Raw genomic sequence first — 22,689 nt, forward strand, 5'->3', positions numbered from 1 at the left:
AAATGACAGATATCTTCCTGCTCGCCTTCTGGACCTATCTCTTGGGAGCGATAGCTTTGGGATGGCGAGCGGGAGACTCTGGCGATAGGAAGATGATCCTCGCCATCTGCGGTGCAGCTTTCGCAACTGGAATGGCAAATGGGCTTTTTGCGTTGCAAACGGCCTCGATGCTCGTCGCCGTTATTGACGTCATGCTGCTCGCGGCATTCGGTCATTATGCAATGTGGAGTGAGCGACATTGGCCGATCTGGTTTGTCGGCATTCAGGCGGCAATTTGCGTGCTTGCCGGCGCGTCACTTTTTGTGCCGTTCCATATCTTCCGTCTCGACCTGATCGGCGGCTTCTGGGCAGTGGTGGCGCTGACCCTTATGGCCGTCGGTTTGTTACAAGACCGGTTTACCGGAACTAAAGAGACTTAGCCTTCGACTCGCTTTGCTGCGCCGGAGCGGACCGATAGCTGGACTATCCCGTCACCCGCGCCTACACCCGTTCGCATCCCCGGGGAGCCATGAGGCTGAGAGGGCGGTTCAAGTCCGCCGACCCGTCGAACCTGAACCCGTTAGCACGGGCGGAGGGAAGGGCTGCAATCCGCGCCCGTAATCCCGCTCCGCCCACTGGAGAGAGCGCATATGGCCGACATCAACTCGCAATTCGAAATCGGCGTTACCACCGGGCCTATCCGCGGCAGCCGCAAGATTCACGTGGGTGACCGCAAGGTGGCCATGCGCGAGATCGACCTGGAACCCAGCGCTGGCGAGCCGCCGGTGCGGGTGTACGACACCTCCGGACCTTACACCGACCCCGAAGCCAAGATCGACATCCGAGCCGGCCTCGCTGCGCTGCGCCGCGAGTGGCAGCTCGAACGCGGCGATGTGGAGGAATACGACGCTCGCGAGATCAAGCCGGAGGACAATGGCCAGCTCGGACCCGATCGCTCGGGCGGCGTCCCCGCTTTCCCCAATGTCGCCAGGCGCGTTCTGCGGGCGAAGCCGGGCAAGAACCTCAGCCAGATGCACTACGCGCGGGCGGGCATCATCACGCCAGAGATGGAATATGTCGCCGAGCGCGAGAATCTCGGCCGCGCGGCGCTGAAGGACGTCGACCGCGATGGCGGCCAGTCATGGGGCGCGGAAATCCCCGATTATGTCACCCCCGAATTCGTACGGGACGAAGTGGCGCGCGGGCGGGCGATCATCCCCTCCAACGTCAACCACCCTGAATGCGAGCCGATGGCGATCGGGCGCAATTTCCTGGTCAAGATCAACGCCAATATCGGCAATTCCGCCGTGGCGAGTGACGTGGCGAACGAGGTCGACAAGATGGTCTGGTCGATCCGCTGGGGCGCGGACACCGTCATGGACCTCAGCACAGGCCGCAACATCCACGACACGCGCGAATGGATCATCCGCAACAGCCCCGTCCCCATTGGCACCGTGCCGATCTACCAGGCGCTGGAAAAGGTCGGCGGGATTGCCGAAGACCTCACCTGGGAAATCTTCCGCGACACGCTGATCGAACAGGCCGAACAGGGCGTCGACTATTTCACCATCCACGCCGGCGTGCGCCTGCCCTATGTCCCGATGACCGCCAAGCGCGTGACCGGCATCGTGTCGCGCGGCGGATCGATCATGGCGAAATGGTGCCTCTCCCACCACAAGGAGAGCTTCCTCTACGAGAAGTTCGACGAGATCACCGAGATCTGCAAGGCCTACGACATTGCCTATTCGCTGGGCGACGGCCTGCGCCCCGGCTCCATCGCCGACGCCAATGACGAGGCGCAGTTTGCCGAGCTCTACACGCTGGGCGAGCTGACCAAGCGCGCCTGGGAGCAGGACGTGCAGGTGATGATCGAAGGCCCCGGCCACGTGCCGATGCACAAGATCAAGGAGAATATGGACAAGCAGCTGGAGGCGTGCGGCGAAGCGCCCTTCTACACGCTCGGCCCGCTCGTCACCGATATCGCGCCGGGATACGACCACATCACCAGCGGCATCGGCGCGGCGCAGATCGGCTGGTACGGCACCGCGATGCTCTGCTACGTCACGCCCAAGGAACATCTCGGCCTGCCCGACCGTGACGATGTGAAAGTGGGCGTGGTGACCTACAAGCTAGCAGCCCACGCCGCCGACCTCGCCAAGGGCCACCCGGCCGCCAAGGTCCGCGACGACGCGCTGTCCAAGGCCCGCTTCGAATTCCGCTGGCGCGACCAGTTCAACCTGTCACTGGACCCCGACACGGCCGAGCAATATCACGACCAGACCCTCCCGGCAGAAGGCGCCAAGACCGCCCACTTCTGCTCCATGTGCGGCCCCAAATTCTGCTCGATGAAGATCACGCAGGAAGTGCGCGACTTCGCGGCGAAGCAGAACTCGGACAGCTATCTCGCGAGCGAAAACATCAAACGCGAGACCCCGCCCGAAGCGCGCGAGAACGCGGAAGAGGGGATGGAGGAGATGTCGCGGCGGTACAAAGAAGGCGGCGACCTCTACGTCCCCGCCGACGAGTGAGCAGCCGCGCGGACATGGAGGCCGCGCTTAAGGCGCATGTCTTACCGAAACTGCGTGCGCTCGGCTTCGCCGGCTCCATGCCGCATTTCCGCCGCAGCCGCAGCGGGGCGGTGGACCTGCTCTGCTTCCAGTATCGCTCGGGCGGAGGCAGTTTCGTCGTGGAGATCGGCCGCGTGGCGGAAGACGGCTTCGACTTCCACGGCAAGCACATCCCCGCCGCGAAAGCGAAAGTCTCGCATACGAGGGAACGACACCGCCTCGGCTCCGAACTGCGCGTGAACTGGGGCGATCACTGGTACGCCTTCGCCGACCGCGATGCCGACGAGGTAGCGAAGGAAGTGTCCGCAGAACTCGACCGCGACGAAGTCTGGGCGCTCGTCGACCGGCTGGCTGTACTGGGCGATGGAAGCAAGGGCTGATGCCTGCGGTACGCGTCGGGGCGCGCGTGTGTGCGTTGTCCGATGAGCGAGAAGTTGGATTTGCCGAAGGAGTGAGGGCGTTGCGCGAATTGCATTCTTGGCCAAGCTCGCCTAAATCACGGCAAACAATTATTGGAGTGAGCAGTGTCTGAGGGCAAGGCGACAACCGAAACCGAAGTTCGGTTCCATTATCAAAAATCCCCTTTATACAGGACGATCCATGCAGACGGCGCAACCGCGAGTTCGACGCCAAAAGGCTACGCTGCGCTGACGTTCTATAATGAAAGAGGTGTCATACCCAAGGTCACGTCCCGGCCCATTTTGGATAGCGGTGATGGCCCGGAAGTCACTCTCGGCCAGGAAGTGGTCATTGAAAGCCTCGACGGAGTTATGAGGCAACTCGAAACTACTGTGATGCTCGATCCTGAGATGATCCAAGAACTTGCTGGCCTATTACAGAGGATGGCTGATAATCTTAATGGCCGCATTGAGAGTTCGGAGGAGGAGCGGGAATGACAGCCACTTTATCTCAGCCTTATGCGACTAGTGCGCCAACCGTCGATGTAAACCGTTGGCGTTCCATCACAGAACCAATGGAAATTCGTCGGAGTCCGATTGCGCGTCACGACCTGCTTTTGCCTACGATCAAAGCTCATAGGGTAGTTTCGATAAGCGTCTTTCCTGCGCAAGCTGGCGTCATCGATGGTTCGAGGCATACGAAATTGATTAAAGGTACGAAATCTGTCGATCGCGCTCGTACTTTGGCATCAGTGTCATCTAGAGACGATAGCAAGTCGAAGATCGTCGGGGGCGCCGTGCTCGTGGCTTTTGTCGTAGCCGCCGCAGCAATGGTGCTGGGAAGTTCTGTAATGGCGGCTCTGGCTGCAGTGCTGCTTGCCTTTGCTCTGCTTGTCAATTGACCGATAGCTTGCATTGGACGTGGGGGACTTTCTCAAACCGATCGGGGACTTAGTCCAACGTTTGCCATTCCGCATGCGGAAAGGTTTCAGTGGAGCCTTACTACTTGTCGCGCTCTCACACCTTAATGGTCCCACGCCCGACCATATTGAGTGGTATCTCGATGCTTTCTTCAATGTCAGCGCGGGTTTGGCGAGCCTCTACGGAGCGATCGGTATCGTCACTGACAGGCGGTACGACAGGAATGATGATGGCGGCGATGAACCTCATCACGAAGAATAAGAGTAGCTGATTTGATGGTCTTTGGTGGTTAAAATCTGAGCACCATCTTCCATGTCTAACCCGCCGAAACCAACCTCTCAACCAGCGCCCTGAGTTCGCTCGGCATGGAGTGTCCGCAGGCGTTCTCGATCAGCCAGCTTTGCGACCGAACTGCTCGATCGGGCCGGAGCCCATGCCCGCCGGGACCAGCTTGTCGACCAGCGCCCGCAATTCGCTCGGCGTCGTGTGCCCCGCCACCACTTCGTGGTAACCGATGCCTGCTTTGCGCAGCGCCTCTTTCTTCACGGCATCGCGTGCGGCGGCGTTGCCTCGGTGGTGACCCTTACCCTGATATTCGATGGCATGAACGACGCGGCAATTTTCGTCCATTAGAGCGAAATCGACGCGTTTGGAATTGACGCATCCATAGGCCTCGCGGTCCGGCGAGGCGAGGAATTCGCCCAGCGAAACCTGGGCCATCACTTGCCAGCGCGGATTGCGCCCGATCACTGCATCGTCCAGCGCCTTGAACACAGAGGCTTCAGGGCGATTGAGAAGCGGGCGGGGCTTGAAGTCCGCCCCCATCACGATTTCGAGCTGGTCAGCGGCGTTTGTAAGTTTAGACGACTTTTTGCCGTTCCATCCGCGATTGCCGCCTTTGCGATAATTGGCCGAGCGGCCGCGACCGCCTTTCTTCTTTCCCGCCTTGCTCCATTCGGTGACGAAGAAAACGATGAGCGCCATTACGCCGACGAAAATGACTTCTTTGGACATTGCGCCAGCGAAAAGTGTTTCAAACATGTGAGGCTCCCCTCAAGCCAAGATTGGATTGCGCAGCCTATCTATCGGGAAATCCTTTTGACTTTCCTACTTCGCCAGATCGGCCTTACTCCGCCCCAACCCCACCAACACCCGGTCCAGCGCATGCAGGAAGTTCGACCGGTCCGCCTTGCTGAACGGCGGCGGGCCGCCTCCCGCTCCGTCCATCCCGGCGCGCAGGTCTTCCATGATCGCGCGGGTGGCGATGGCGCTGCCGATGCTCGCGGCGTCGAATTCGCGGCCGTCGTGGCGCAGCACCACGGCGCCTGCTTTCAAGCAGCGCTCGGCGAGGAGGATGTCGGCGGTGATCACCACGCTGCGCTCGCCTGCATTCTCGGCAATCCAGTCGTCTGCGGCGTCGAAGCCGTCGCCGACCACCACGCGCTTCACCCGCTCGCTCACCGGCACGCGGAAGGGGCTGTTGCTGACCACGCGGACATGCGCCTTGTGGCGCGCGGCGACGCGGTAGATTTCCTCTTTCACCGGGCAGGCATCGGCATCGACGAGTATGGTTGGCGCGGTCATGGCCCGCTCGCTAGCGCAAGGGGGCGGCGCGGCAAAACTTTCCTACATGCCTCCAACTATGCCTCATCCTGCCGGATGACACAGCACACATCACACCAAACCGCGCCCGCCCCTCGCTGGACCGGCGCCAAGGCCACCACTTTCCTCAAGGAGCTTGCCGTTCACGGCAATGTCTCGCGCGCGGCGCGAACCGTGGGGATGAGCCGCAAATCGGCCTATCGCCTGCGCGCTCGCGCACCAACATTCGCGCAAGGGTGGAACATGGCGATGGCGGATGCGGCGATGATGCGGGAGGTGGAGCGGCTGCGCGCGCACGCGCCGCACCCGTTGCTCGACCCGCGCCCGCTGCCGCCCGCGCGGCCTCCGAAACAGGGTGACAGGCAGGGGCTGTAAGGGTGACACTTCGCCGCGCCAAAGGTCACAGGTTTTTCGCCGGTCGGGTGACAGATCGGGAGGGCAAAGGTCACGCTTTCGGCCCGCATGGTCACGGTTTTCGGACGGAAGGTCACACTATCGGCCTGCAAGGGTCACAAATGCGCGTTTTTCGCTCTGGACACTGTGCCACTTGTAACACCCTTTGGCTTGCCAAGCCGCATCCGCGGCTTCGTCCTCGGTGCTGTTCCCTCCGCTACGCTGCGGGGCACCTCCGGGCGGCCAGTCGGCCTTGCCTCGCGCCGCTGGTGCGCTTCGGATCGGGTCGCCGATTGTGGGGACGCCTGGCGGAACCGGAGGGCCTCTCCCGCCGTTTCAGGCAGACACGCAACACAGCCAGGAGGCTCCCCCAAATGCAGGTCCAGTTCAACACCGATCACACCGTCACCGGCGACCAGGACGTCGCCGCGCGGATCGAGGCCGCCGTGCGCGAACGGCTCGCCCGGTTCGAGGATCGGCTGACCCGGATCGAGATCCATGTGCGTGACGAGAACGGGGCCAAGCACGGGCCGGACGACAAGTCCTGCACGATCGAGGCGCGCCCGCGCGGCGGCAAGCCGATCGGCGTGACGGGCAAGGCCAGCAAAGTCGACGCTGCGGCGCGGCAGGCGGCCGGAACGCTCGCGCAGCGGCTGGAACGGCACTTCGGCAAGGAAGACAAGCACAAGCACGACCCCCGGCCCGAGAAGGTGCTGTAGGGAGAGGAAGACCTCCGAGCGAAGCGAGGCAAGGCCGAATGGCCGCCCGCAGGTGCCCCGCAGCGGAGCGGAGGGAACAGCGCCGAGGACGAGAGCGCGGAGGCGCTCGCATGAGACAAGCAGACTACCTCACTCCGGCGCGCTTCAACTCGGGCTTCAGCCGCCCCGTCAGCCAGAGCCACCACATGCGGAAGTCCGCAGCCAGGCTCCAGAGCGGGTAGGTGAAGGTGGCCGGGCGATTGCGCTCCACGGTGAAGTGGGCGAGCCAGGCGAAGAGGTAGCCCGCCACCGGCATGGCGAGCAGCCACCACAGCCGCCCGCTCGCCAGCGCGAACACGGCGACGGCCAAGACCAGCGTGGTGCCGATGTAGTGCAGCGCCCGCGTGCGCGGCCTGGAGTGCTCGCGCAGGTAGAAGGGCCAGAACTCGGCAAAGGTGGCGTAGCGCTGGGCCATGCGGGCTATGCTGCGGCAAAGCGCGGCGCGGCGCAAGGGCCTGAAACGAGGATCGCACCAGGCCTGGTGGCGCTGGTGCGATCTACCGCCATGCCTGGCGCTACCCGCTGTCCGGCGGGCTCGAGGACCGGGGATGGTCGGGCACCCGGTCCGCATGCATGGCTGCTTGGCGAAGGTGATGCGCCTCTATGCGCGATGACACCAGAGCGGTGGTGCGAAGCGTGTGCGGCGTGCGGCGGGCGGAACCGGGCGGGCGCAGGCGCGCTGATGGATGGTAGGAGACGCTCCATGATCCGTATCGCCATGCCCATCGCCGCCACCCTCGCGCTCACCGCCTGTGCGCAGACGCCGCCCGCCGAGAGCGCGCAAGACGATCCGCTGCTGGCCCAGTTGGACACGAGCCGCAGCTGCTTCATACAGAGGGAGGTGCGCGGCTACTCGGCAGCGCCCGACGCCGCCTATGGCCGACAGCGCATCTTCCTCGATACGGGGCTGGACGAACGCTTCGTGCTGGAAACGACGGGGCCGTGCCCGGAGCTCGACTTCAGCCTGCGCGCGGCGCTGTCGCAGCGCACCATCGGCAGCATCTGCACCGGCGATCTCGAAACGCTGATCGTGCCGTCGCGCATCGCCCAGGATTTCGGGCAGTGCCCGGTGCGGGTGCTGGGCCGCGTGCCGAAGGACTAGCCGCCCGGCGTGAGTTCGCCCTGCTCGCGGCCTTCCCACCAGGCGATGCGCTGCGGATTGACCTCGATCAGGACGAGGCCATCGGTGTCGAGGCCGTTCTCGAACCACTTCTCGAGCTCGTCGACCCAATGCTCTTCCATGACGTTGCGATCACGGATCAGCTTCGCCACGCCCTGCACCGAGCCGTAGAACTCGCCGTGGCTGTAGGTGGCACCGCATTGCGGGCTGCGCTTCAGATCGTCGTCTATGCGGCCATCGTCGGTGGCGAAATGAAAGGTGGTGCCATCGCCTTTCGAGACGTCGCCATTGTTGGACATCGGCCGGGCAGCGATTGCGGCATCGGGGCCCGTCTTGGTGACGAGCATGCAAACGTCGATGGATTTGAAGCGCTCGGCAATGTCGGCGATCGAGCGGGAGGATTTGGCATCGGACATGATAGCGCCTTTCGGTGATGGTCTGCAAAGCCAACCCGCGAATGTGGAGACCTGTTCCTAACCCGTGGGCAGGCCGACTATCTGCAACACATCGGGAATCGCCTTACGGACGCGGAAGAAGCCCGCGCGGGCCTGCGGGAATGTCTGACGCTGAAGATCAGGCAGAAACTGGGTCAGCCGGCCATCGTCAGCGAGCGGTAATAAGTCCGGCCAGAGTGCATCGCGGGTCCAGCCTGTCGGGAGGAAGGGCATAACGAGCCTCGTCGCCCCCGCAGCGCGCAAAATGTCGCCCAGCTGACCTTCGGTGTCCCATTCGGCTGCTTCGCATCCGAAAGCGGTACGCGCTGCCGCCATTCCGTTGCGTACTGCGCCGAGTGCGAAATTGCGTGCGTGCTCGCCGACGGGGCGGAGAGACCGCGCATCGGGCCGCGCCGCGCCGACGATCAGCGATGGTGGAGCGGCCAATCCCAGCGGCTCGTGGCTCGCGGCTTCATCGTGGAGGAGCAGCGCGTAGGGCTCGTGCAGTTCGCTCTGGCCGAGCGGTTCCGGGAGGTCGAGATCGGTGCGCTGGTGCTCTGTGTCCTCATCCAGCGCCTGTGCTTCGTCGGCAAGACCATCCGCTGCGAACGGGCCGTCCGGATGCTCGGCGGTGTAGCGCGCAATGTTGCCCGCCCGCGCAAGATAGGTCTTGCCCTTGGTGTGCAGCCCGGCGACCCAGCGCCAGCTCAACGTGTTGGAAGCCGCATCGCCATCCATCAGATGGCGCAGGAAGAAGTCCGCGCCCAAGTGCCAGTTCAGCTTCAGCGTGAAGATCCAGATGCTGGCGAACCACATCCGCGCGTGATTGTGCAGGTAGCCTGTCTCCGCCAATTCGCGCGCCCAATGATCGAACGCTTCAATCCCCGTGCGGCCCTCTATCGCCTCCCGATATGCCGTCGCGACGCCGGAATTCGCGTCCAGATCGCGAAAGGCTGCATCGCGACCCTCGCAATAGGCGCGCCAGATCGATGGGTGCTGTTCGAGATAGCCTTTGAAATAGACGCGCCAGAACACTTCGCTGATGAACTTTTCCGCACTTCCGCGCGGGTGCTGCGCCAAGACGCCTTCGAGCACCTCGTGTTCGGAAATCAGGCCGGCATGCAGCCAGGGCGAGAGCTGCGAGACGTTGTCGCGCCCTTCGCCACGATCGTGATTGCGCGTGTCGGCGTATTGCCGGGCGGCGCGCGGCACGAAGGAGTCGAGGCGGGCAAGCCCGGCGCTGCGAGAGGGATCATGCTGCATGTGGAAGCAATGAGGGGATCGGTCCCATGGTTCCTTGCGAAACTTTGGGTGACAGTGGTTCGGCATTTATGAGACGCGACACAATGTGACGAAAAACGACTAGGGTGCGACGGAAACTGCGACAATCTGGCGATTCCACGGTCTTTAGGCCATAATCCTGCCATAATTGGAACAAGTGGCCATGCGCCCCGTTGATATGGCGAACGGGCGGTCGAAACAGGGCCGCGGCATGCGGCCAGCCGTTCGCCAGTATGAATTGCAAGGATACCCTCATGAAGAAGTTCACAATCGCGCTTGCCTCTGCCGCCAGTCTCGCTCTGGTCGCTTGCGGCGACACCGCCACCGAAGACACCACGATGGATGACGAGGCCACCATGGCCGATGGTACGTCGGTAGACGAAAACCAGCCGGGTACGATCGTAGAAGTTGCACAGGGGAACGGAGATTTTTCGACCCTCGTGAGCGCCGTCCAGACCGCTGAACTCGGCGAAACGCTGTCGGGCGAAGGGCCTTACACTGTTTTCGCGCCCACCAATTCCGCTTTCGAAGCGGTCGATCCGGCAACGATGGAACAGTTGATGAGCGAAGAAGGTCGCGAGCAACTCACCGGCATTCTGACCTATCATGTCGTGGAAGGCGAGACGAACGCCGAAGCGCTGACGCAGGCCATTACCGAGGCGGGTGAAGGTGGCTACACGATTACCACCGTCAACGGTGCGGAACTGACTGCAACCGTCGATGGCGGAAACGTCATTCTGACCGATGCGGCCGGCAATACCGCTACTGTCGTTCAGACGGATGTGGACGCCTCCAATGGCATCATCCACGCCATCGATTCGGTGCTCATGCCGCAGTAACGCGCGAGCACTTCGAGGAAAGTAAGGGCGGGCCCAGCAGGTCCGCCCTTTTCTTATGCGCTCAAGACATCGCGACTATTGCGTGAGGATAGCTTCGACTTCGATGGTGCGTGCGCGCGAGGCCGCTTGCTCTCGCGGCGCAGATTGTCGGGCCGCACCTTCGCTTTGCATGGCGGCACGCTCGCGCATGGCCTGCCGTTCCATCGCCGCATAATTCGCAATCTGCGGTTCACGCGCGGGCGAGGGTGCCTGCACTGCGCGCCGGTCGGCAGGATCGATGCGCGGCTGCTGGGCGTTGAGCATTACGGCCTGACGGCTCGGATCTTCCAAGGCGGCCAGTTCAGCGTCGATTGCCGCCATCTCCGCTTCGGAAGCTGCATCGTACGCATCGATGCGTACCGCTCGCTCCGCATAGCGACCCCTCCAGGCCAGTTCCTCGACTTCGACGCGCCCTTCAGGCGTTTCCATCGCGTAATGATCGGGCATCCGGTCGCGCGTTTGCGGAGCGGCATCGACGATCTCGATGGGTTCGCCGTCGGGAAGCGATGCTGAAATATCTGCATCCTCGACGATGATCGGATCCGTGCCGATATTGGAGCCTGCCAGTGCGCCTGCGACGGGCACAATTACGGCGGCGCCCAGAATCCAGGGCGAGACTTTCATATCCGTACTCCGGTTCTGAACTGCGTTTGCATTTTCAACGCCTTGCCGTGGCGGCAGGTTCCGGGAGCGCGGACCTTAAGGCCGGCTGGCCAAAGGCGTTTTGCGGCGCTAGCGGGATCAACCGATGAGCAATTTACCTCCTCTTGCGAAATGGCTCGGCCTTGCAGGCCTGCTGCCGCAACTCGCCTGCGTCGTCGCCGTCTGGTTCGGCGGAGCGGAATGGCGCTGGACAGGTCTGGCGGTGGGCTGGGCCTATGCGGCGCTGATCTTCACGTTCCTCGGCGGCATGTGGTGGGGCCTCGCCGCTGGCTCCCCCGACGAAGCGCGACGTGCGCCTGCCTGGATCTGGATCGCTGCGATCACGCCAAGCATGATCGCACTTGCGACTTATTTGCCATGGGTGTTCGGCCAGACCTGGCCGGGGCCGTCGCTGATTGTGCTCGGCGTGGGCATCTTGTTGAGCCCGCTGGTCGATGCGCGAATGGCGACCATTCGGCCCGGCTGGTGGATGCGGCTGCGCGTGCCGTTGTCACTTGGCTTGGGGCTGGCGACGCTCGCCCTGGCAGCGGCGTGAAGGAGGCGAAAATGCGATCCAGTCCGACCTTGGTGATGCTGGCCTTTTTGACTCTTTCCGCCTGTTCGGGCGGCGCAGACACCGTCCCTGGCGATACGGACGACATGTCGCCCTATGGCGGGATTGCAGAAGATGCGACGATCCGCATCGCCGGGAACGAGCCGTTCTGGGGCGGTACGATCGCCGATGGCACGCTGACCTGGACCACGCCGGAGGACATGGACGGCGCGGCCGTGCCGGTGGATCGCTTCGCCGGTCGCGGCGGGGTCTCGTTTAGCGGGATGATCGAAGGCCGGTCCATCGATATCGCCATTACGCCTGGCGAATGCTCCGACACGATGAGCGACCGGCGTTATCCCTTCCACGCAAGCGTCGCGCTCGGCCGCGAGACGTTGAGCGGCTGCGCCTGGCGCGAAGGCATTGACGAATTGGGCGAGCCATAGCGGCCCGCCCGGTACACCGTCAGAACAGGCCGGGCACTTCGTGCTGGGCGGGAGTGCGCTCGTCGAGGCGCGGCGTCAGTACGCCGCTATCGATCACCGATTGCGTGCCTGCCGTGCCCACCGAGATCGACGTGCAGCTGCGGCCGGCCAGATAATCGAGCGCCGTCGCCGTCATCTGCTCGCGCGGATCTCCCATCTGGAAGGAGATGTCGTCATTGGCGCGGCAGGAATTAGGCACCGTCGCCGCCAGTCCGCGGAAATATTCACCATTGCCGTTGGCGTTTTCCAGCTGGATGGTGACGGCGCGGAAACGGTCGTCGCAATCGCCATCGGTCAGATCGAATGCCGATTGTCCCACTGGCTTGCCGAAGGTGTTTTCACCGATCAGCGCCACTTCCGTCCATGGCTGCATGCCATTGAGAACCATTTCACTGGCAGAGGCCGTGGAGCCCGTGCCGATGAAGGCGATCTTTGTCGGTCGGATGGAATTGCTGGTCGGGGCGAAGCGAGAAATGCTGTTACGGCTCGACTTCGATTCTCGCCACGCGACTTCGTTGAAGATTTCGCCGGACAGGTCGACACCCATCAGGTCACCCATCAATTCCGCGATGCTGATGCGGCCACCGCCATTGTACCGAAAGTCGATGATCAGCTCGCTTACGCCCGCCGCACGGAAATCGGCAAAGGCGGCGCGGAGGTCGGGATCGGCAGACTCGACCGAGAAGGTCCGCAGGTTGAGATACCCGACCTGCTTGCCGCCATCATTGATGATTTGCGCGCCATAGCGATCGGAAACCGGATCAAGCGCGTAGTCGGTCTTGCTTACTGTGACCTCGCGCTCGACGTCATCCTGGTCCCGCACTCGCAGCACGCGCGACACGCCGGCATTGCTCGGACCGAGGGCGTCGGAGACAGCGCGCGGCCCGCCGGTCGCCATCAGCGAATTGACGGTCTGCAAGCTGGACGAGGATGTCCCGATGGCCAGCAATTCCGATCCGCGATCGATATTCGCGCCGAGTGCAGCCGTTCCTTCGAAGGTCTCGATCACGAAGACGCGGCGGTTGGGTGTGTCGTAGCCGAGGCGGAAGCCAAAGCCTGCCGTCCCGCCGGTCTCGAAGAATTCCTCCTCTTCCGTCTTCGAAGTGACGTAAGTGAAGAAGCGATCCTTCTCCTGCGCACGCGCCGGGGCTACCAGCGCGTCGATATAGTCCTGCAAGTCGTTGAAGGACGACTGGTTCACGCTGGTGTCGAGAAGATCGGGGAAGAGATACCACTCGTTCAGCACGCCGAGGACAAAGTCCTTGCGATCCGCGAGGGCGCATCCAGCTGTGCCTCCGCTGCCGCCACCACCGCTTGTCGGCTGTGGAGTGGGGCTGGAGCCACCACCACCGCAGGAAGCGAGCATTGCAGCGCAGGCGAGCGTCAGAGCGGTCTTCGAAGTGCGCATAAAATATCGTCTTTTCAGGTAGGTTTGCGAACCGATTGAACACTTATCCTATCGCCGGGAGCGTCGACACGCAAGTGCGGCCCATGGTCCCTGTCTGCTCACGGACATGGCAGGCACATTCCTTCGACAGGCTGAACGCGGCAGCCGCTTGCAATCGCACCGGCCACACGGCACAGCATTCGCAACCTATCCGTAAATGCGTCGTTTCGGCGCTTGATCGTACAAGAGGAAACCGATGCCCGACACCGCACCAGACTGGCTTGCCAAGGCGCTCGGCAAGGATGCCGAAAAGCTCGGCCCCGGTCATGCGAAACTCGTCGCCGCCAGCCTCGGCTCGGCTGAAATCATCGGCAAGGGCGGTCTCGCCATCTCCTCAGCCGCCTTTCGCGATCGCGGCGAGCTCGATCCCTGCTTTACTGCGGACGAGGAAGATGCCGTTGCGCCGCCGGTCGAATGGACATCGCCGCCGCCCGGGACACAGGAATTGGTTTTGATCGTCGAGGATGCCGATTTCCAGACCGGTGAGCCCTTCTGCCATTGGCTCGTCTGGGGCCTTCCGGCGCAGAAGGGACAGATACTGGAGGGTGAGGCGCCTCCGCGTGTCGGCAAGAACGCGTTCGGCAACTCCGAATGGCTGCTGCCGGACCCGCCGACGGGCGATAAACCGCACGATTACGTCTTCCAGCTCTTCGCGCTCGACCTGCCACTCACCCTCATGCCGGGGGCGAGCCGGGAAGAGCTCGTCGCCGCAATGGAAGGCCATGTGACCGCTCTGGCCTTGATTACAGCGACTTACGCCCGCGAAGAAGGCGGGGATTACGACTGGGACGATAGCGACGACGACAACTGACCGGTGCTATGCCGAAAACCGGCATTTTCGACTGAAAGGAATATGAATATGGCTGCCAAGAACAATGCGCTCAACAAGCCGGTGACCCTGTCGCCGCAGCTGGAGAACGTCGTCGGCAAGGGTCCGATGACCCGCGCGCAGGTGACCAGCAAGGTGTGGGATCACATCAAGGCCAACAACCTGCAGGATTCCAAGGACAAGCGGATGATCAACCCGGACGACAAGCTGGGCGCGGTGATCGGCAAAGAGCAGATCTCCATGTTCAAGATGACGGGTGCCGTCTCCAAGCACATGAGCTGATCGCTCTTTCGAGCTTTATTTCTGGCGGGCGGGCGGCTTTCGGGCCTCCCGCCCGCTTTTGTTTCAGCGCGGCACTCGCGCGAATGGCCAGTCGATTGTTAGGCTGGTCCAGAGCGCCAGCCAGATGAGCACAGGCTGCGCCACCATTCGCGGGACATGATAGGCCAGGCCCCATCCGCCATCTTCGCGCGCGGCATCCATAAGCAGATGGTTCACATTGGCGGGCCAGACGCACAGCGCGTAAAGCGCCAGCCCGATACCGCCCGCCTGCATGAGCCGACGGGAGTAAGGCTGGGCGAGGGCCGCCGCGCCGAGAATCTCGGCGATGCCGGTCAGCAGCACGGCCTGTTCGGGCCACGGCACCCAGCCCGGCGTAATCTTCAGAAACGGTTCGGGATCCACAAGGTGACGATAGCCGGCAAGGGCATAAAAAGCTGCGAGAAGGTACCGCAAGGCCGATCGGATCATCGGACTTGCCCGATGCGGTAAGGACCGATTGGCGCGTCTTTCGGCCGCCCTTTCCAGCTCAGGGAAACGCGACCGTTGGCCGCCAGTTTGCGGACGGCATCGTGAATACCGGGCATATGCGAACGCCAGTCACCGTCCAGTCCAGCCAGATGGCGCGCCGCTTCGCTCGGGCAAATCGTTTTTCTCGGACCGCGATCCTGCAATAGCGCCAGGATCGCGCGCTCGGCCTCGCTCATCCTGCCAGCCGTTTCGAAGTCGCCGGATCGCGTTTACCGCCGAAAAAGCCGTGCAGGACGCGGCCGAAGCGCTCGTCGGTGGGCGCGACGGTCTCGAAAAGCGTCATGGAGCTGCGAAGCTTGAGCGCGCCGGCAGGACCGAAAATGCCGGTTGCAGTCTTTCGACCCGCCCATTCGAGCACAGCGTCGGCGCTCTCCCGCAGCCTTTTTCCGAGTATGTCGTGAGAGACATACGCTGCTGCCTCATTCGGGTCTGCGATGGCATAGGTCCGCGCATTCTCGCTGCGGCCCAAGCCGACGATTTGCGGGAAGACATACCACATCCAGTGGCTGCGCTTTTCGCCCTGCTGCCATTCCGCGAGGGCGGTGTCGTAAATCCCTGCCTGCGCACGCACGAAGCGGGCGAGGTCGTGGCGGTCAGTCATCCTTCAGCGGATCGTGACCCCAGTTCATCAGGGAATAGCGCCAGTCGGTATCTTCGACATCGCCATCGGGCCGCTGGGCAAGGTGACGACTGATGTAGTTGGTGACCTTGTTCATATGCTCGAACTGGTCTTCGGTCAGTTCGTCCTTGTTCGTGCGCTTGATCTCCACGATGCGGCGGCCGGACTTGTGTCCGGTGCTCTCGCCATCGTCGCTATCGCCGACAGACTTGGACTCTTCGGTCTCGAGCCATTCCTCGAGTTCTTTCGGCTGCATGTTCACGCAGTCGTAGAACTCGTCGTAGATCTCATCTTTCTCGTTCCGGTCCATCTTGTCCGCTCAATCGTCGCCATCGACGGTGTCGGGCAAATCTTCGCGATCGGTCGAGGCCATCTTTTCGAGCTCGTCTTCCGACATGCTTTCATACATCTGCTTGGAAGCGCCTTGCAGGTCCGATTTGTCCTGCTCCCCGCGCTTGGCCGCCAGCGCTGCGCCGGCGGCCTGTTGCTGGGCCTTGCTCTTCGCTTCGGGCATCAGTCCTTGTCCCAGTCGGACAATTCGGAGCCGCGCTTCAACACTTCGTCGCCATCGTCCTGCTTGATCAGGTAGGCGGGATTGTCCTCGTCGCCTTCCTTCGTGACCTCCGTGCCTTGCAATGTCCTGGTCACTTCGCGCTCGAAGCGTTCCTTGATCTGGCCATGGCCTTCGCCATTGCCCCAGTTCCATTTGACGTACTGGTCGGTTTGATAGCTGTTGGAATCGCTCATGACGGGCTCCTATTCGTTTTCGATTATGTCCAGCCCGTCCTGCATTTCGTCGTCAGCGGCATCGAGATCGGCAGGATCGTTGTCGCTATCGGTCAACACCGGGTCGATCGAGCTTTCGCCGTCGACGGAATCGCGGTTGCCCGACATCGTGATCTCTTCCTCGACATCGCCCTGCGAAAGCGCGCCGAAAATCCAGATGAAGGAAAGAAATGCGATGGCGGCAAGCAGGCTGATCCCGAGAACCCAGCGCACCACGCCTTCCTTGGAAGCGCCCGTGGCCTCATCGTCCTCGATATGGATTTCGTCGCCCTTCTTGTAACTCATCGCTATTTCCGCCTTTGCCTTACGTTACGATCCTTGATTGTCGATACGGGCCGGGCTGGGGAAAGTTCCGCAAACCCGCCCGAATGCTGGGATACAGCGCTAGTCGCGCAGCAATTCGTTGATGCCTGTCTTCGAGCGGGTCTGCGCGTCCACCGTTTTGACGATCACCGCGCAATACAGGCTCGGCCCCGGCGAGCCGTCGGGAAGCGGCTTGCCGGGCAGCGCACCAGGGACGACGACCGCGTAGGGCGGCACTTCGCCGCGACGCACTTCGCCGGTCTGCCGGTCCACGATCTTGGTCGATGCGCCGAGATAGACGCCCATGGACAGCACCGCGCCTTCGCCTACGCGCACACCCTCGGCCACTTCGCTACGCGCGCCGATGAACGCCCTGTCGCCAATGATTACCGGATCCGCCTGCAATGGTTCGAGCACGCCGCCAATGCCCGCACCGCCGGAAATGTGCACGTTCCTGCCAATCTGTGCGCAGCTTCCAACAGTTGCCCAGGTGTCGACCATCGTGCCTTCATCGACATGGGCGCCGATATTCACAAAGCTGGGCATCAGCACCGTATTGCGCGCGATGTAGCTGCCCTGGCGCGCCACCGCACCCGGCACCACGCGGAAACCGGCCTGGCGGAAACGTGCTTCGTCCCAACCTTCGAATTTGGAGGGCACCTTGTCGAAGGCAGGCTGCCCGGCAGAGCCACCTTCCATCACGCGGTTGTCGTTGAGGCGGAAAGACAGCAGGACGGCCTTCTTCAGCCATTGATTGACTTTCCAGCCGCCTTGGCCATCCGGCTCCGCGACGCGTTCTTCGCCGCTGTCCAGCAGGGCGAGCGCCTGGTCCACGAGATTGCGGACTTCGGTGCTGTCCGGCGTGACGTCGCCGCGCGCTTCCCACGCCTGCTCGATACCGGAGATCAATTGGTCGGACATGCGGTCGCTCCCTTAATGCGCGATGGGTCGATGCGAGGGCGGCTAGCGCGCGCGGCGATGCGGCACAAGGCCGCTGCAACCATTGCCGATCTGGCTGGTTGGAAAGACTCGTTAAGCTAGGATTATGGAGAAGGTGGGCATACCCTTCGCAAAGAAGGGATCGCATTTGGGACGACGAGCGTACAGATCTGGAGGCAGAGCCTTGCGCTGCGGTGTGGCCGCGGCTGCGCTTGCTCTGGTGGCGGCATGCGGCGGTGGAGGCGGCGGGCCGATCGTCAGCCAGCCGCGTCCTGCGCCCGCCCCGACTCCAACGCCGACACCCACTCCGACGCCAACGCCAACGCCCACACCTACGCCGACTACGGCTGGCTTTCCGGTCCAGTCAGTTCCGTCGACATTCAACACACGCGAGTTCCGACGCTCGGACGGACCGGGCCAGCACAATGCGGCGAGCGCGTGGGCCGCGGGACATACGGGCGATGGCGTGACGATCGCCGTCATCGACACCGGCATCGACCCTGATAGCCGGGAATTCGGCGGTCGCATCTCGCCTGCCTCGAAAGACATCTTCGACAGCCGCCCGGTCGAAGGTCCGGATGATCACGGGACAAACGTTTCCATCGTCGCGGCTGCGGCGCGCAACGGCAATGGCATTCTGGGCATCGCTTACGATTCCACACTCCTAGCCATCCGCGCCGATCAGCCCGGAACCTGCGGCGGCGACAATCCCGAAGACCCGACGACGGACTGCCAGTTCTTCGATTCCGCCATCGCGCAATCGATCGACTACGCCGTGGCGAACGGCGCCAAAGTCGTGAACATCTCTCTCGGCGGTGAAGGCTTCATCACGAACCAACTGCGCAATTCGGTTCGCGCGGCGGTGGATGCAGGCGTCCTCATCGTCGTGGCGTCGGGCAATGACGGCCTGCCCCAGTTGCAGAATTTCGGGCGGACGATTGGCAATGCCGGCGATGGCGGCGTGCTTGTCATCGGGTCGGTCGACGAGAATTACGAGATTTCCGACTTCACCAATCGCGCCGGGTCCAACCAGCAATATTATCTGACCGCACGCGGAGAAACGATCTGCTGCGTCCAGCAGGATGGCGACATCTTCGTGGACGACGAAGGCTTCGTCTATCTGTTCTCCGGTACAAGCTTCGCCTCCCCGCAAGTGGCCGGGGCCGCCGCATTGCTGGCGCAGGCATTCCCCAATCTGACCGGTCGGGAGATTGCGGAGATCCTGCTCGAAAGCGCCTTCGATGCGGGCGATCCGGGATCAGATGCGGTGTTCGGGCGCGGCATTCTCGATATTGCGGCGGCGTTCCAGCCGATCGGTGCCACGGCGATTGCCGGGCAGCCGACCGCTTTCGCACTGGCCGACGGTGCGGGCATAGCTTCGCCTGCCATGGGCGACGCACTCACGCGCGTCTCGCTACCCACACTGATCACGGACCGCTATGCGCGCGCCTTCGAGACCGACCTTGGTGGCACGCTGCGCGGTGCTGACCAGCGCCCGCGCCTGCAGGGTGCCGTGGGCCAGTCGACTCGCGCTCTGTCCGGCAGCGCCGGCCCGGCGAGCGTCGCTTTCACTATCGATGCGACCGGGCGTGAGCCGCCGCGCGCGCAGGCCTTGCGGCTTAGCAGCGAAGATGCCGAAAGCGCGCGCGTCCTGGCGGCGCGGCTGGCGCTGAAATTGTCGCCCGAAACGCAATTTGCTTTCGGCTATCGCGACGGAGCGGACGGCATCGTCGCCGGATTGCAGGGCCAAGAGCGGCCCGCTTTCATGATTGCCGGTCGTGGCAGCCTCGATACGGGAATGCTGGCGGGCAGCGATGCGAGCGTGGCCTTGCGTCGTCAGCTCGGCCCCTGGGGTTTCACCGTCAGCGCGCAAACCGGCTCGACATGGACGGCGGGTGCCGTGCAGCGGGCAGCGCAATTGCGCGGGCAGCGGCTTGACGAGGACATGCGCAGCTTCGCTCTGGCGGCCGACCGCCGGTTCGGCGATTTCGATGCGGCGTTCGGCCTGAATTGGACGGCGGAGGACCGTACCCTGCTCGGCGCGCGCTTCCATGAAGGCTTCGGCCTTGCCGGAAGCGATACGCTGTTCGCCGATCTCGATATCGGCTGGCAGGCGGCGGAGCGGGTGCGGCTCGGCGCATCCTTGCGTCGCGGTTCGACGACGCTGCGTGATGCACCGCTCTTGGGCGAGGGTTCCGGGCTAACCAGCCTCGGCTGGAGTGTGGATGCCGAGCGCAGCGGCTTTGTTACGCGGGACGACACGATCGCCCTGCGCCTGTCCCAACCCTTGCGCGTCACGGAAGGCGCGCTCAATCTGCGCCTGCCGAGTAGTTACAGTTATGTGACCGAAGCGCCCGATGCATATGCAATCCGTTCGCTTGCTCTGTCTCCCGATGGGCGAGAACTTGTCGGCGAACTGGCCTGGCGCGGGCGGCTCTTCGGCGGCGGCGCGGCGGCGAGCCTGTTCTACCGCCACCAGCCCGGCCATTTTGTCGAAGCGCCAGCCGATGCAGGCGTGGCGCTGCGCTGGTCGCGCAGATTCTGATCAGGGCCGCATCAGGTCTCGGGTAAAATCGACGAGGCCAGTCTGGCGGGCGCGGCGCATGCGCTCTGCATTGAGGATCGTGCGGACCTTTTCAAAGCAATCGTCGATATCGTCATTCACGACCACGAAGTCGTAACCGTCCCAATGGCTTATTTCGCTGCGGGCCCGCGCCATCCGCCCCTCGATCACCGCATCGCTGTCCGTTCCCCGGCAGCGCAGCCGCTGCTCGAGCGCGGCGATGCTGGGCGGCAGGAGGAAGACGCGCACGACGTCCACTTCCATGCGCTGGTAAAGCTGCTGCGTGCCTTGCCAGTCGATATCGAACAGAAAATCTCGCCCGTCCTTGAGGCCGGCTTTGATATGCGACTTGGGCGTGCCGTAGTGGTTGCCGAAAACTTCGGCCCATTCGAGCAGTTCGCCATCCCCCACCATCTGGTGGAACGCGGCTTCGGACACGAAATGATAGTCTTTGCCATCGACTTCGCCCGGCCTGGGCGGGCGCGTCGTGACGGACACCGACATGGCGATCGCGCCGTCTTCGGCCAGTAGTCGGCGCGCAATCGTCGTCTTCCCCGCTCCGGAGGGTGACGAGAGGATGAACATGAGTCCGCGGCGGTGAAGGCTTTCCTGATCGGCCATGCGCGCTGTTGGCCCATCGGCAAGACCGAAATCAAGTGTTGCGTGATCGCCCCTAGATCGCCGAGTCGGGATCAGCCTGTTTTTCGAGCGTCTTCTGACCGGATCTGATCGCGGCGCGGCGGCCCTGGCTGCGATCGAACAGGGTCTTGGCAAGCAGGCCCGTCGATACCAGCAGGAAACCGGGCACCGACTTGGTTGCATATTTGGTGACGCCATAGGCGGCCACGGCATGGAGCAAAGAGCGATTCTCGACCGCATCCTTGGCGAAATCCTTGCCGTATTTACGGCCCAGCAAGGCCTTCTCGACCGTCTGGCGGGACAGCCGACCCACACCGCGTAGCAGGATATTGTAGATCAGCAGGTTGGTGGCGGGGTTCGGGCTGGGGCCCGGCATGGTCTCGGCGGAATCGTCGTTCATCGCATCGGCGATGCGATCGGTGAGATGATTGGCTTTCGGCATCGGCAGCGCCCCTCTTGCAGCGGGCGCGCGAAGGCGTCCGCCTATTTCTTGCGGCCGAAATCGACCGTGACGACATTGGAGCCGTCTTCACTGGTGGCAATGTCCGCCGCGCCGCCTTGTTCCGCTTCGGCGCTGCCGTCATTCTGCGCATCTTCGTGCTCGGCAGGCTCCGCGTCCTCGACAGCGGCCTGGAATTGTAGGCCGAAATCGACCGCGGGATCAACGAAAGCGGTGATGGCGGAAAAGGGGATCGAAAGCTTGGACGGGATCTGGTTGAAGCTGAGCCCCACCGAAAAGCCGGTGTCGGTGACGTTGAGATCCCAGAACTTGTTCTGCAGGACGATCGTCATCTCATCGGGGAAGCGTTCATGCAGCGTGGCGGGGATGTCCACGCCAGTCGCAGCGGTCTTGAACGTGATATAGAAATGGTGGCTGCCCGGCAGGGTCGCGCCGTTCTGTTCCACTTGGCGCAACACGCGGCCGACCACGGCGCGCAGCGCTTCCTGCACGATTTCGTCGTATGGGATCAGGCTGTCGGGCGTATCGTCGCTCATGCGGTTTAGGTGGCGCTGCGCGAAAGGCAGGTCAAGCGACAATCGGAGCGAAAGCGACGTTCTCCCACGCCTTTTGGCCGCTTGCGCCCTGCGACGGTCCGCCTATAGGCTCCTGCCATGCGCAAAGGCCGGATAGAGCGAAAGACCAAGGAAACCGATATTCTCGTCGAGGTCGATCTCGACGGGACGGGCAGCTACGATGTGTCGACGGGGATCGGCTTTCTCGATCACATGGTCGAGCAATTCAGCCGCCACTCGCTGATCGACGTGAAGCTGAAGGTGGATGGCGACCTGCATATCGACCAGCACCACACGACCGAGGACAGCGCCATCGCCCTGGGCCAGGCGCTGGCGGATGCTCTGGGCGACAAGGGCGGGATCGGCCGATATGGCGAAGCGCACTCGCCGATGGACGAGACGCTCGCGCGCGTCGTGCTCGATATCTCGGGACGGCCCTACCTCGTCTGGAAAGCGCGCTTCACGCAAGAAAAGCTGGGCGAGTGGGATACCGAGCTGATCGAGCACTGGTTCCATTCGGTTGCCCAGAGCGCCGGGCTGACGCTGCATTGTCAGGTGCTCTACGGCAGCAACAATCACCATATCTGCGAAGCGCTCTACAAGGGTTTCGCGCGCGCCATGCGTCAGGCTGTCGAGCTCGACCCGCGCAAAGGCGACGCCGTGCCGAGCACCAAGGGACAGCTCGGTGGTTGAGTGTTCGTTTCCCGCACGCCCATCCGGGCGCGCGTC

General features: G+C 63.0%; 34 protein-coding genes and 1 riboswitch. Of the genes, 16 read left to right on the plus strand and 18 right to left on the minus strand.

The window, feature by feature from the left end; translation table 11 throughout:
* The first annotated feature begins 2 nt into the window (after positions 1-2).
* The 6 genes from D6201_RS11805 to D6201_RS11825 all read left to right on the plus strand — a co-directional run bounded on the left by D6201_RS11805 (position 3) and on the right by D6201_RS11825 (position 4,126).
* The gene (locus tag D6201_RS11805) at positions 3-419 is read left to right on the plus strand and encodes a hypothetical protein (protein ID WP_120048948.1); all 417 of its coding nucleotides are present in this window, start codon (positions 3-5) and stop codon (positions 417-419) included.
* A 70-nt stretch (positions 420-489) separates the two neighbouring features.
* A riboswitch (TPP riboswitch) is annotated at positions 490-595 on the plus strand.
* A gap of 34 nt (positions 596-629) precedes the next feature.
* Entirely contained in the window at positions 630-2,507 is a 1,878-nt protein-coding gene (gene thiC / locus D6201_RS11810; RefSeq protein ID WP_120048949.1) for a phosphomethylpyrimidine synthase ThiC, read from the plus strand.
* A 14-nt stretch (positions 2,508-2,521) separates the two neighbouring features.
* Entirely contained in the window at positions 2,522-2,926 is a 405-nt protein-coding gene (locus D6201_RS11815; protein ID WP_165853553.1) for a DUF4304 domain-containing protein, read from the plus strand.
* A 144-nt stretch (positions 2,927-3,070) separates the two neighbouring features.
* Positions 3,071-3,442: a hypothetical protein gene (locus D6201_RS11820; RefSeq protein ID WP_120048951.1), complete on the plus strand. Its 372-nt coding sequence runs from the start codon at positions 3,071-3,073 to the stop codon at positions 3,440-3,442.
* Positions 3,439-3,846, plus strand: coding sequence for a hypothetical protein (locus tag D6201_RS12855; RefSeq protein ID WP_133304012.1), 408 nt, complete (start codon positions 3,439-3,441; stop codon positions 3,844-3,846). Before D6201_RS11820 ends, D6201_RS12855 begins: the two co-directional genes overlap by 4 nt.
* Before the next feature lie 73 nt (positions 3,847-3,919).
* The gene (locus D6201_RS11825; protein ID WP_133304013.1) at positions 3,920-4,126 is read left to right on the plus strand and encodes a hypothetical protein; all 207 of its coding nucleotides are present in this window, start codon (positions 3,920-3,922) and stop codon (positions 4,124-4,126) included.
* Positions 4,127-4,255: 129 nt separating this feature from the next.
* On the opposite strand, the gene D6201_RS11830 is transcribed toward D6201_RS11825, so the two are convergent.
* On the minus strand, positions 4,256-4,906 hold the full coding sequence (locus tag D6201_RS11830) for a DUF2726 domain-containing protein (protein ID WP_242447539.1): 651 nt from the start codon (positions 4,904-4,906) through the stop codon (positions 4,256-4,258).
* Between the two features lie 66 nt (positions 4,907-4,972).
* Entirely contained in the window at positions 4,973-5,449 is a 477-nt protein-coding gene (locus D6201_RS11835; RefSeq protein ID WP_120048953.1) for a YaiI/YqxD family protein, read from the minus strand.
* A gap of 75 nt (positions 5,450-5,524) precedes the next feature.
* Here D6201_RS11835 and D6201_RS11840 point away from each other — a divergent pair, with 75 nt between their 5' ends.
* A complete protein-coding gene (locus tag D6201_RS11840; RefSeq protein WP_120048954.1) occupies positions 5,525-5,842 on the plus strand; it encodes a LysR family transcriptional regulator in 318 nt (105 codons plus the stop codon).
* Between the two features lie 392 nt (positions 5,843-6,234).
* Positions 6,235-6,579, plus strand: coding sequence for an HPF/RaiA family ribosome-associated protein (locus D6201_RS11845; RefSeq protein WP_120048955.1), 345 nt, complete (start codon positions 6,235-6,237; stop codon positions 6,577-6,579).
* A gap of 124 nt (positions 6,580-6,703) precedes the next feature.
* Here D6201_RS11845 and D6201_RS11850 read toward each other — a convergent pair whose 3' ends face one another.
* On the minus strand, positions 6,704-7,033 hold the full coding sequence (locus D6201_RS11850; protein WP_120048956.1) for an Mpo1-like protein: 330 nt from the start codon (positions 7,031-7,033) through the stop codon (positions 6,704-6,706).
* Between the two features lie 288 nt (positions 7,034-7,321).
* On the opposite strand from D6201_RS11850, the gene D6201_RS11855 reads away from it, so the two are divergent.
* Positions 7,322-7,720: a DUF6491 family protein gene (locus tag D6201_RS11855; RefSeq protein ID WP_120048957.1), complete on the plus strand. Its 399-nt coding sequence runs from the start codon at positions 7,322-7,324 to the stop codon at positions 7,718-7,720.
* Here D6201_RS11855 and D6201_RS11860 read toward each other — a convergent pair.
* Both D6201_RS11860 and D6201_RS11865 read right to left on the minus strand, forming a co-directional pair.
* Positions 7,717-8,154: a pyridoxamine 5'-phosphate oxidase family protein gene (locus tag D6201_RS11860; protein ID WP_120048958.1), complete on the minus strand. Its 438-nt coding sequence runs from the start codon at positions 8,152-8,154 to the stop codon at positions 7,717-7,719. The two genes, D6201_RS11855 and D6201_RS11860, sit on opposite strands and share 4 nt — an antisense overlap.
* A 57-nt stretch (positions 8,155-8,211) precedes the next feature.
* A complete protein-coding gene (locus D6201_RS11865) occupies positions 8,212-9,435 on the minus strand; it encodes an FAD-binding domain-containing protein (protein ID WP_120048959.1) in 1,224 nt (407 codons plus the stop codon).
* Positions 9,436-9,707: 272 nt separating this feature from the next.
* On the opposite strand from D6201_RS11865, the gene D6201_RS11870 reads away from it, so the two are divergent.
* Entirely contained in the window at positions 9,708-10,292 is a 585-nt protein-coding gene (locus tag D6201_RS11870; RefSeq protein ID WP_120048960.1) for a fasciclin domain-containing protein, read from the plus strand.
* Between the two features lie 75 nt (positions 10,293-10,367).
* Here D6201_RS11870 and D6201_RS11875 read toward each other — a convergent pair whose 3' ends face one another.
* Complete coding sequence (locus D6201_RS11875; protein ID WP_120048961.1) at positions 10,368-10,955, minus strand: hypothetical protein; 588 nt, start codon at positions 10,953-10,955, stop codon at positions 10,368-10,370.
* A gap of 124 nt (positions 10,956-11,079) precedes the next feature.
* On the opposite strand from D6201_RS11875, the gene D6201_RS11880 reads away from it, so the two are divergent.
* Both D6201_RS11880 and D6201_RS11885 read left to right on the plus strand, forming a co-directional pair.
* Positions 11,080-11,529, plus strand: a complete 450-nt coding sequence (locus D6201_RS11880) for a DUF3429 domain-containing protein (protein WP_120048962.1) — start codon at positions 11,080-11,082, stop codon at positions 11,527-11,529.
* An 11-nt stretch (positions 11,530-11,540) separates the two neighbouring features.
* The gene (locus D6201_RS11885) at positions 11,541-11,972 is read left to right on the plus strand and encodes a COG3650 family protein (RefSeq protein WP_120049395.1); all 432 of its coding nucleotides are present in this window, start codon (positions 11,541-11,543) and stop codon (positions 11,970-11,972) included.
* A gap of 19 nt (positions 11,973-11,991) precedes the next feature.
* Here the strand turns inward: D6201_RS11885 and D6201_RS11890 are convergent, their stop codons facing one another.
* The gene (locus D6201_RS11890; protein WP_120048963.1) at positions 11,992-13,419 is read right to left on the minus strand and encodes a S41 family peptidase; all 1,428 of its coding nucleotides are present in this window, start codon (positions 13,417-13,419) and stop codon (positions 11,992-11,994) included.
* A gap of 235 nt (positions 13,420-13,654) precedes the next feature.
* Here D6201_RS11890 and D6201_RS11895 point away from each other — a divergent pair, with 235 nt between their 5' ends.
* Positions 13,655-14,269, plus strand: coding sequence for a YbhB/YbcL family Raf kinase inhibitor-like protein (locus tag D6201_RS11895; RefSeq protein ID WP_120048964.1), 615 nt, complete (start codon positions 13,655-13,657; stop codon positions 14,267-14,269).
* Positions 14,270-14,317: 48 nt separating this feature from the next.
* On the plus strand, positions 14,318-14,569 hold the full coding sequence (locus D6201_RS11900; RefSeq protein WP_199798187.1) for an SWIB/MDM2 domain-containing protein: 252 nt from the start codon (positions 14,318-14,320) through the stop codon (positions 14,567-14,569).
* A gap of 63 nt (positions 14,570-14,632) precedes the next feature.
* On the opposite strand, the gene D6201_RS11905 is transcribed toward D6201_RS11900, so the two are convergent.
* From D6201_RS11905 to dapD, 8 genes are all read right to left on the minus strand, one after another.
* Positions 14,633-15,037: a DoxX family protein gene (locus D6201_RS11905; RefSeq protein ID WP_120048966.1), complete on the minus strand. Its 405-nt coding sequence runs from the start codon at positions 15,035-15,037 to the stop codon at positions 14,633-14,635.
* Positions 15,034-15,273: a DUF3253 domain-containing protein gene (locus D6201_RS11910; protein WP_120048967.1), complete on the minus strand. Its 240-nt coding sequence runs from the start codon at positions 15,271-15,273 to the stop codon at positions 15,034-15,036. The genes D6201_RS11905 and D6201_RS11910 overlap by 4 nt, the downstream gene beginning before the upstream one ends.
* Positions 15,270-15,698 (minus strand): DUF1810 domain-containing protein, encoded by a 429-nt coding sequence (locus D6201_RS11915; RefSeq protein WP_120048968.1) that lies wholly within the window; start codon positions 15,696-15,698, stop codon positions 15,270-15,272. Before D6201_RS11915 ends, D6201_RS11910 begins: the two co-directional genes overlap by 4 nt.
* Complete coding sequence (locus D6201_RS11920; RefSeq protein ID WP_120048969.1) at positions 15,691-16,026, minus strand: DUF3140 domain-containing protein; 336 nt, start codon at positions 16,024-16,026, stop codon at positions 15,691-15,693. Before D6201_RS11920 ends, D6201_RS11915 begins: the two co-directional genes overlap by 8 nt.
* Before the next feature lie 9 nt (positions 16,027-16,035).
* On the minus strand, positions 16,036-16,230 hold the full coding sequence (locus D6201_RS11925) for a DUF3008 family protein (RefSeq protein ID WP_120048970.1): 195 nt from the start codon (positions 16,228-16,230) through the stop codon (positions 16,036-16,038).
* The gene (locus D6201_RS11930) at positions 16,230-16,463 is read right to left on the minus strand and encodes a hypervirulence associated TUDOR domain-containing protein (RefSeq protein WP_120048971.1); all 234 of its coding nucleotides are present in this window, start codon (positions 16,461-16,463) and stop codon (positions 16,230-16,232) included. The genes D6201_RS11925 and D6201_RS11930 overlap by 1 nt, the downstream gene beginning before the upstream one ends.
* Positions 16,464-16,472: 9 nt before the next feature.
* Positions 16,473-16,787, minus strand: coding sequence for a hypothetical protein (locus tag D6201_RS11935; RefSeq protein ID WP_120048972.1), 315 nt, complete (start codon positions 16,785-16,787; stop codon positions 16,473-16,475).
* A gap of 99 nt (positions 16,788-16,886) precedes the next feature.
* Positions 16,887-17,726, minus strand: a complete 840-nt coding sequence (dapD, locus tag D6201_RS11940; protein ID WP_120048973.1) for a 2,3,4,5-tetrahydropyridine-2,6-dicarboxylate N-succinyltransferase — start codon at positions 17,724-17,726, stop codon at positions 16,887-16,889.
* 214 nt (positions 17,727-17,940) lie between these two features.
* Between dapD and D6201_RS11945 the strand changes: the two genes are divergently transcribed.
* Positions 17,941-20,289, plus strand: coding sequence for a S8 family peptidase (locus D6201_RS11945; RefSeq protein ID WP_242447540.1), 2,349 nt, complete (start codon positions 17,941-17,943; stop codon positions 20,287-20,289).
* Here the strand turns inward: D6201_RS11945 and gmk are convergent, their stop codons facing one another.
* The 3 genes from gmk to D6201_RS11960 are packed head-to-tail and all read right to left on the minus strand — an operon-like array spanning position 20,290 to position 21,942.
* Positions 20,290-20,928 carry a guanylate kinase gene (gmk, locus tag D6201_RS11950; protein ID WP_242447541.1) on the minus strand — a complete coding sequence of 213 codons (639 nt, stop codon included), beginning with the start codon at positions 20,926-20,928 and terminating at the stop codon, positions 20,290-20,292.
* Between the two features lie 52 nt (positions 20,929-20,980).
* Positions 20,981-21,388, minus strand: coding sequence for a hypothetical protein (locus tag D6201_RS11955; protein WP_120048975.1), 408 nt, complete (start codon positions 21,386-21,388; stop codon positions 20,981-20,983).
* Between the two features lie 41 nt (positions 21,389-21,429).
* Positions 21,430-21,942, minus strand: a complete 513-nt coding sequence (locus D6201_RS11960; protein ID WP_120048976.1) for an SspB family protein — start codon at positions 21,940-21,942, stop codon at positions 21,430-21,432.
* Positions 21,943-22,059: 117 nt separating this feature from the next.
* Here D6201_RS11960 and hisB point away from each other — a divergent pair, with 117 nt between their 5' ends.
* Positions 22,060-22,653 (plus strand): imidazoleglycerol-phosphate dehydratase HisB, encoded by a 594-nt coding sequence (gene hisB, locus D6201_RS11965; RefSeq protein WP_120048977.1) that lies wholly within the window; start codon positions 22,060-22,062, stop codon positions 22,651-22,653.
* Positions 22,654-22,689: the final 36 nt, after the last annotated feature.

This window comes from Aurantiacibacter aquimixticola (assembly GCF_003605475.1).
GTDB lineage: Bacteria > Pseudomonadota > Alphaproteobacteria > Sphingomonadales > Sphingomonadaceae > Alteraurantiacibacter > Alteraurantiacibacter aquimixticola_B.

Coding starts and splice junctions, on each gene's coding strand:
- D6201_RS11815 (WP_165853553.1), top strand. CDS start 2,522: ATGGAGGCCGCGCTTAAGGCGCATGTCTTACCGAAACTGCGTGCGCTC.
- D6201_RS11955 (WP_120048975.1), bottom strand. CDS start 21,388: ATGCCGAAAGCCAATCATCTCACCGATCGCATCGCCGATGCGATGAAC.
- D6201_RS11855 (WP_120048957.1), top strand. CDS start 7,322: ATGATCCGTATCGCCATGCCCATCGCCGCCACCCTCGCGCTCACCGCC.
- hisB (WP_120048977.1), top strand. CDS start 22,060: ATGCGCAAAGGCCGGATAGAGCGAAAGACCAAGGAAACCGATATTCTC.
- D6201_RS11925 (WP_120048970.1), bottom strand. CDS start 16,230: ATGCCCGAAGCGAAGAGCAAGGCCCAGCAACAGGCCGCCGGCGCAGCG.
- thiC (WP_120048949.1), top strand. CDS start 630: ATGGCCGACATCAACTCGCAATTCGAAATCGGCGTTACCACCGGGCCT.
- D6201_RS11910 (WP_120048967.1), bottom strand. CDS start 15,273: ATGAGCGAGGCCGAGCGCGCGATCCTGGCGCTATTGCAGGATCGCGGT.
- D6201_RS11935 (WP_120048972.1), bottom strand. CDS start 16,787: ATGAGTTACAAGAAGGGCGACGAAATCCATATCGAGGACGATGAGGCC.
- D6201_RS11835 (WP_120048953.1), bottom strand. CDS start 5,449: ATGACCGCGCCAACCATACTCGTCGATGCCGATGCCTGCCCGGTGAAA.
- D6201_RS11865 (WP_120048959.1), bottom strand. CDS start 9,435: ATGCAGCATGATCCCTCTCGCAGCGCCGGGCTTGCCCGCCTCGACTCC.
- D6201_RS11915 (WP_120048968.1), bottom strand. CDS start 15,698: ATGACTGACCGCCACGACCTCGCCCGCTTCGTGCGTGCGCAGGCAGGG.
- gmk (WP_242447541.1), bottom strand. CDS start 20,928: ATGGCCGATCAGGAAAGCCTTCACCGCCGCGGACTCATGTTCATCCTC.
- D6201_RS11905 (WP_120048966.1), bottom strand. CDS start 15,037: ATGATCCGATCGGCCTTGCGGTACCTTCTCGCAGCTTTTTATGCCCTT.
- D6201_RS11920 (WP_120048969.1), bottom strand. CDS start 16,026: ATGGACCGGAACGAGAAAGATGAGATCTACGACGAGTTCTACGACTGC.
- D6201_RS11825 (WP_133304013.1), top strand. CDS start 3,920: ATGCGGAAAGGTTTCAGTGGAGCCTTACTACTTGTCGCGCTCTCACAC.
- D6201_RS11930 (WP_120048971.1), bottom strand. CDS start 16,463: ATGAGCGATTCCAACAGCTATCAAACCGACCAGTACGTCAAATGGAAC.
- D6201_RS11860 (WP_120048958.1), bottom strand. CDS start 8,154: ATGTCCGATGCCAAATCCTCCCGCTCGATCGCCGACATTGCCGAGCGC.
- D6201_RS11880 (WP_120048962.1), top strand. CDS start 11,080: ATGAGCAATTTACCTCCTCTTGCGAAATGGCTCGGCCTTGCAGGCCTG.
- D6201_RS12855 (WP_133304012.1), top strand. CDS start 3,439: ATGACAGCCACTTTATCTCAGCCTTATGCGACTAGTGCGCCAACCGTC.
- D6201_RS11895 (WP_120048964.1), top strand. CDS start 13,655: ATGCCCGACACCGCACCAGACTGGCTTGCCAAGGCGCTCGGCAAGGAT.
- D6201_RS11805 (WP_120048948.1), top strand. CDS start 3: ATGACAGATATCTTCCTGCTCGCCTTCTGGACCTATCTCTTGGGAGCG.
- D6201_RS11900 (WP_199798187.1), top strand. CDS start 14,318: ATGGCTGCCAAGAACAATGCGCTCAACAAGCCGGTGACCCTGTCGCCG.
- D6201_RS11850 (WP_120048956.1), bottom strand. CDS start 7,033: ATGGCCCAGCGCTACGCCACCTTTGCCGAGTTCTGGCCCTTCTACCTG.
- D6201_RS11885 (WP_120049395.1), top strand. CDS start 11,541: ATGCGATCCAGTCCGACCTTGGTGATGCTGGCCTTTTTGACTCTTTCC.
- D6201_RS11840 (WP_120048954.1), top strand. CDS start 5,525: ATGACACAGCACACATCACACCAAACCGCGCCCGCCCCTCGCTGGACC.
- D6201_RS11890 (WP_120048963.1), bottom strand. CDS start 13,419: ATGCGCACTTCGAAGACCGCTCTGACGCTCGCCTGCGCTGCAATGCTC.
- D6201_RS11875 (WP_120048961.1), bottom strand. CDS start 10,955: ATGAAAGTCTCGCCCTGGATTCTGGGCGCCGCCGTAATTGTGCCCGTC.
- D6201_RS11870 (WP_120048960.1), top strand. CDS start 9,708: ATGAAGAAGTTCACAATCGCGCTTGCCTCTGCCGCCAGTCTCGCTCTG.
- D6201_RS11830 (WP_242447539.1), bottom strand. CDS start 4,906: ATGTTTGAAACACTTTTCGCTGGCGCAATGTCCAAAGAAGTCATTTTC.
- D6201_RS11845 (WP_120048955.1), top strand. CDS start 6,235: ATGCAGGTCCAGTTCAACACCGATCACACCGTCACCGGCGACCAGGAC.
- dapD (WP_120048973.1), bottom strand. CDS start 17,726: ATGTCCGACCAATTGATCTCCGGTATCGAGCAGGCGTGGGAAGCGCGC.
- D6201_RS11960 (WP_120048976.1), bottom strand. CDS start 21,942: ATGAGCGACGATACGCCCGACAGCCTGATCCCATACGACGAAATCGTG.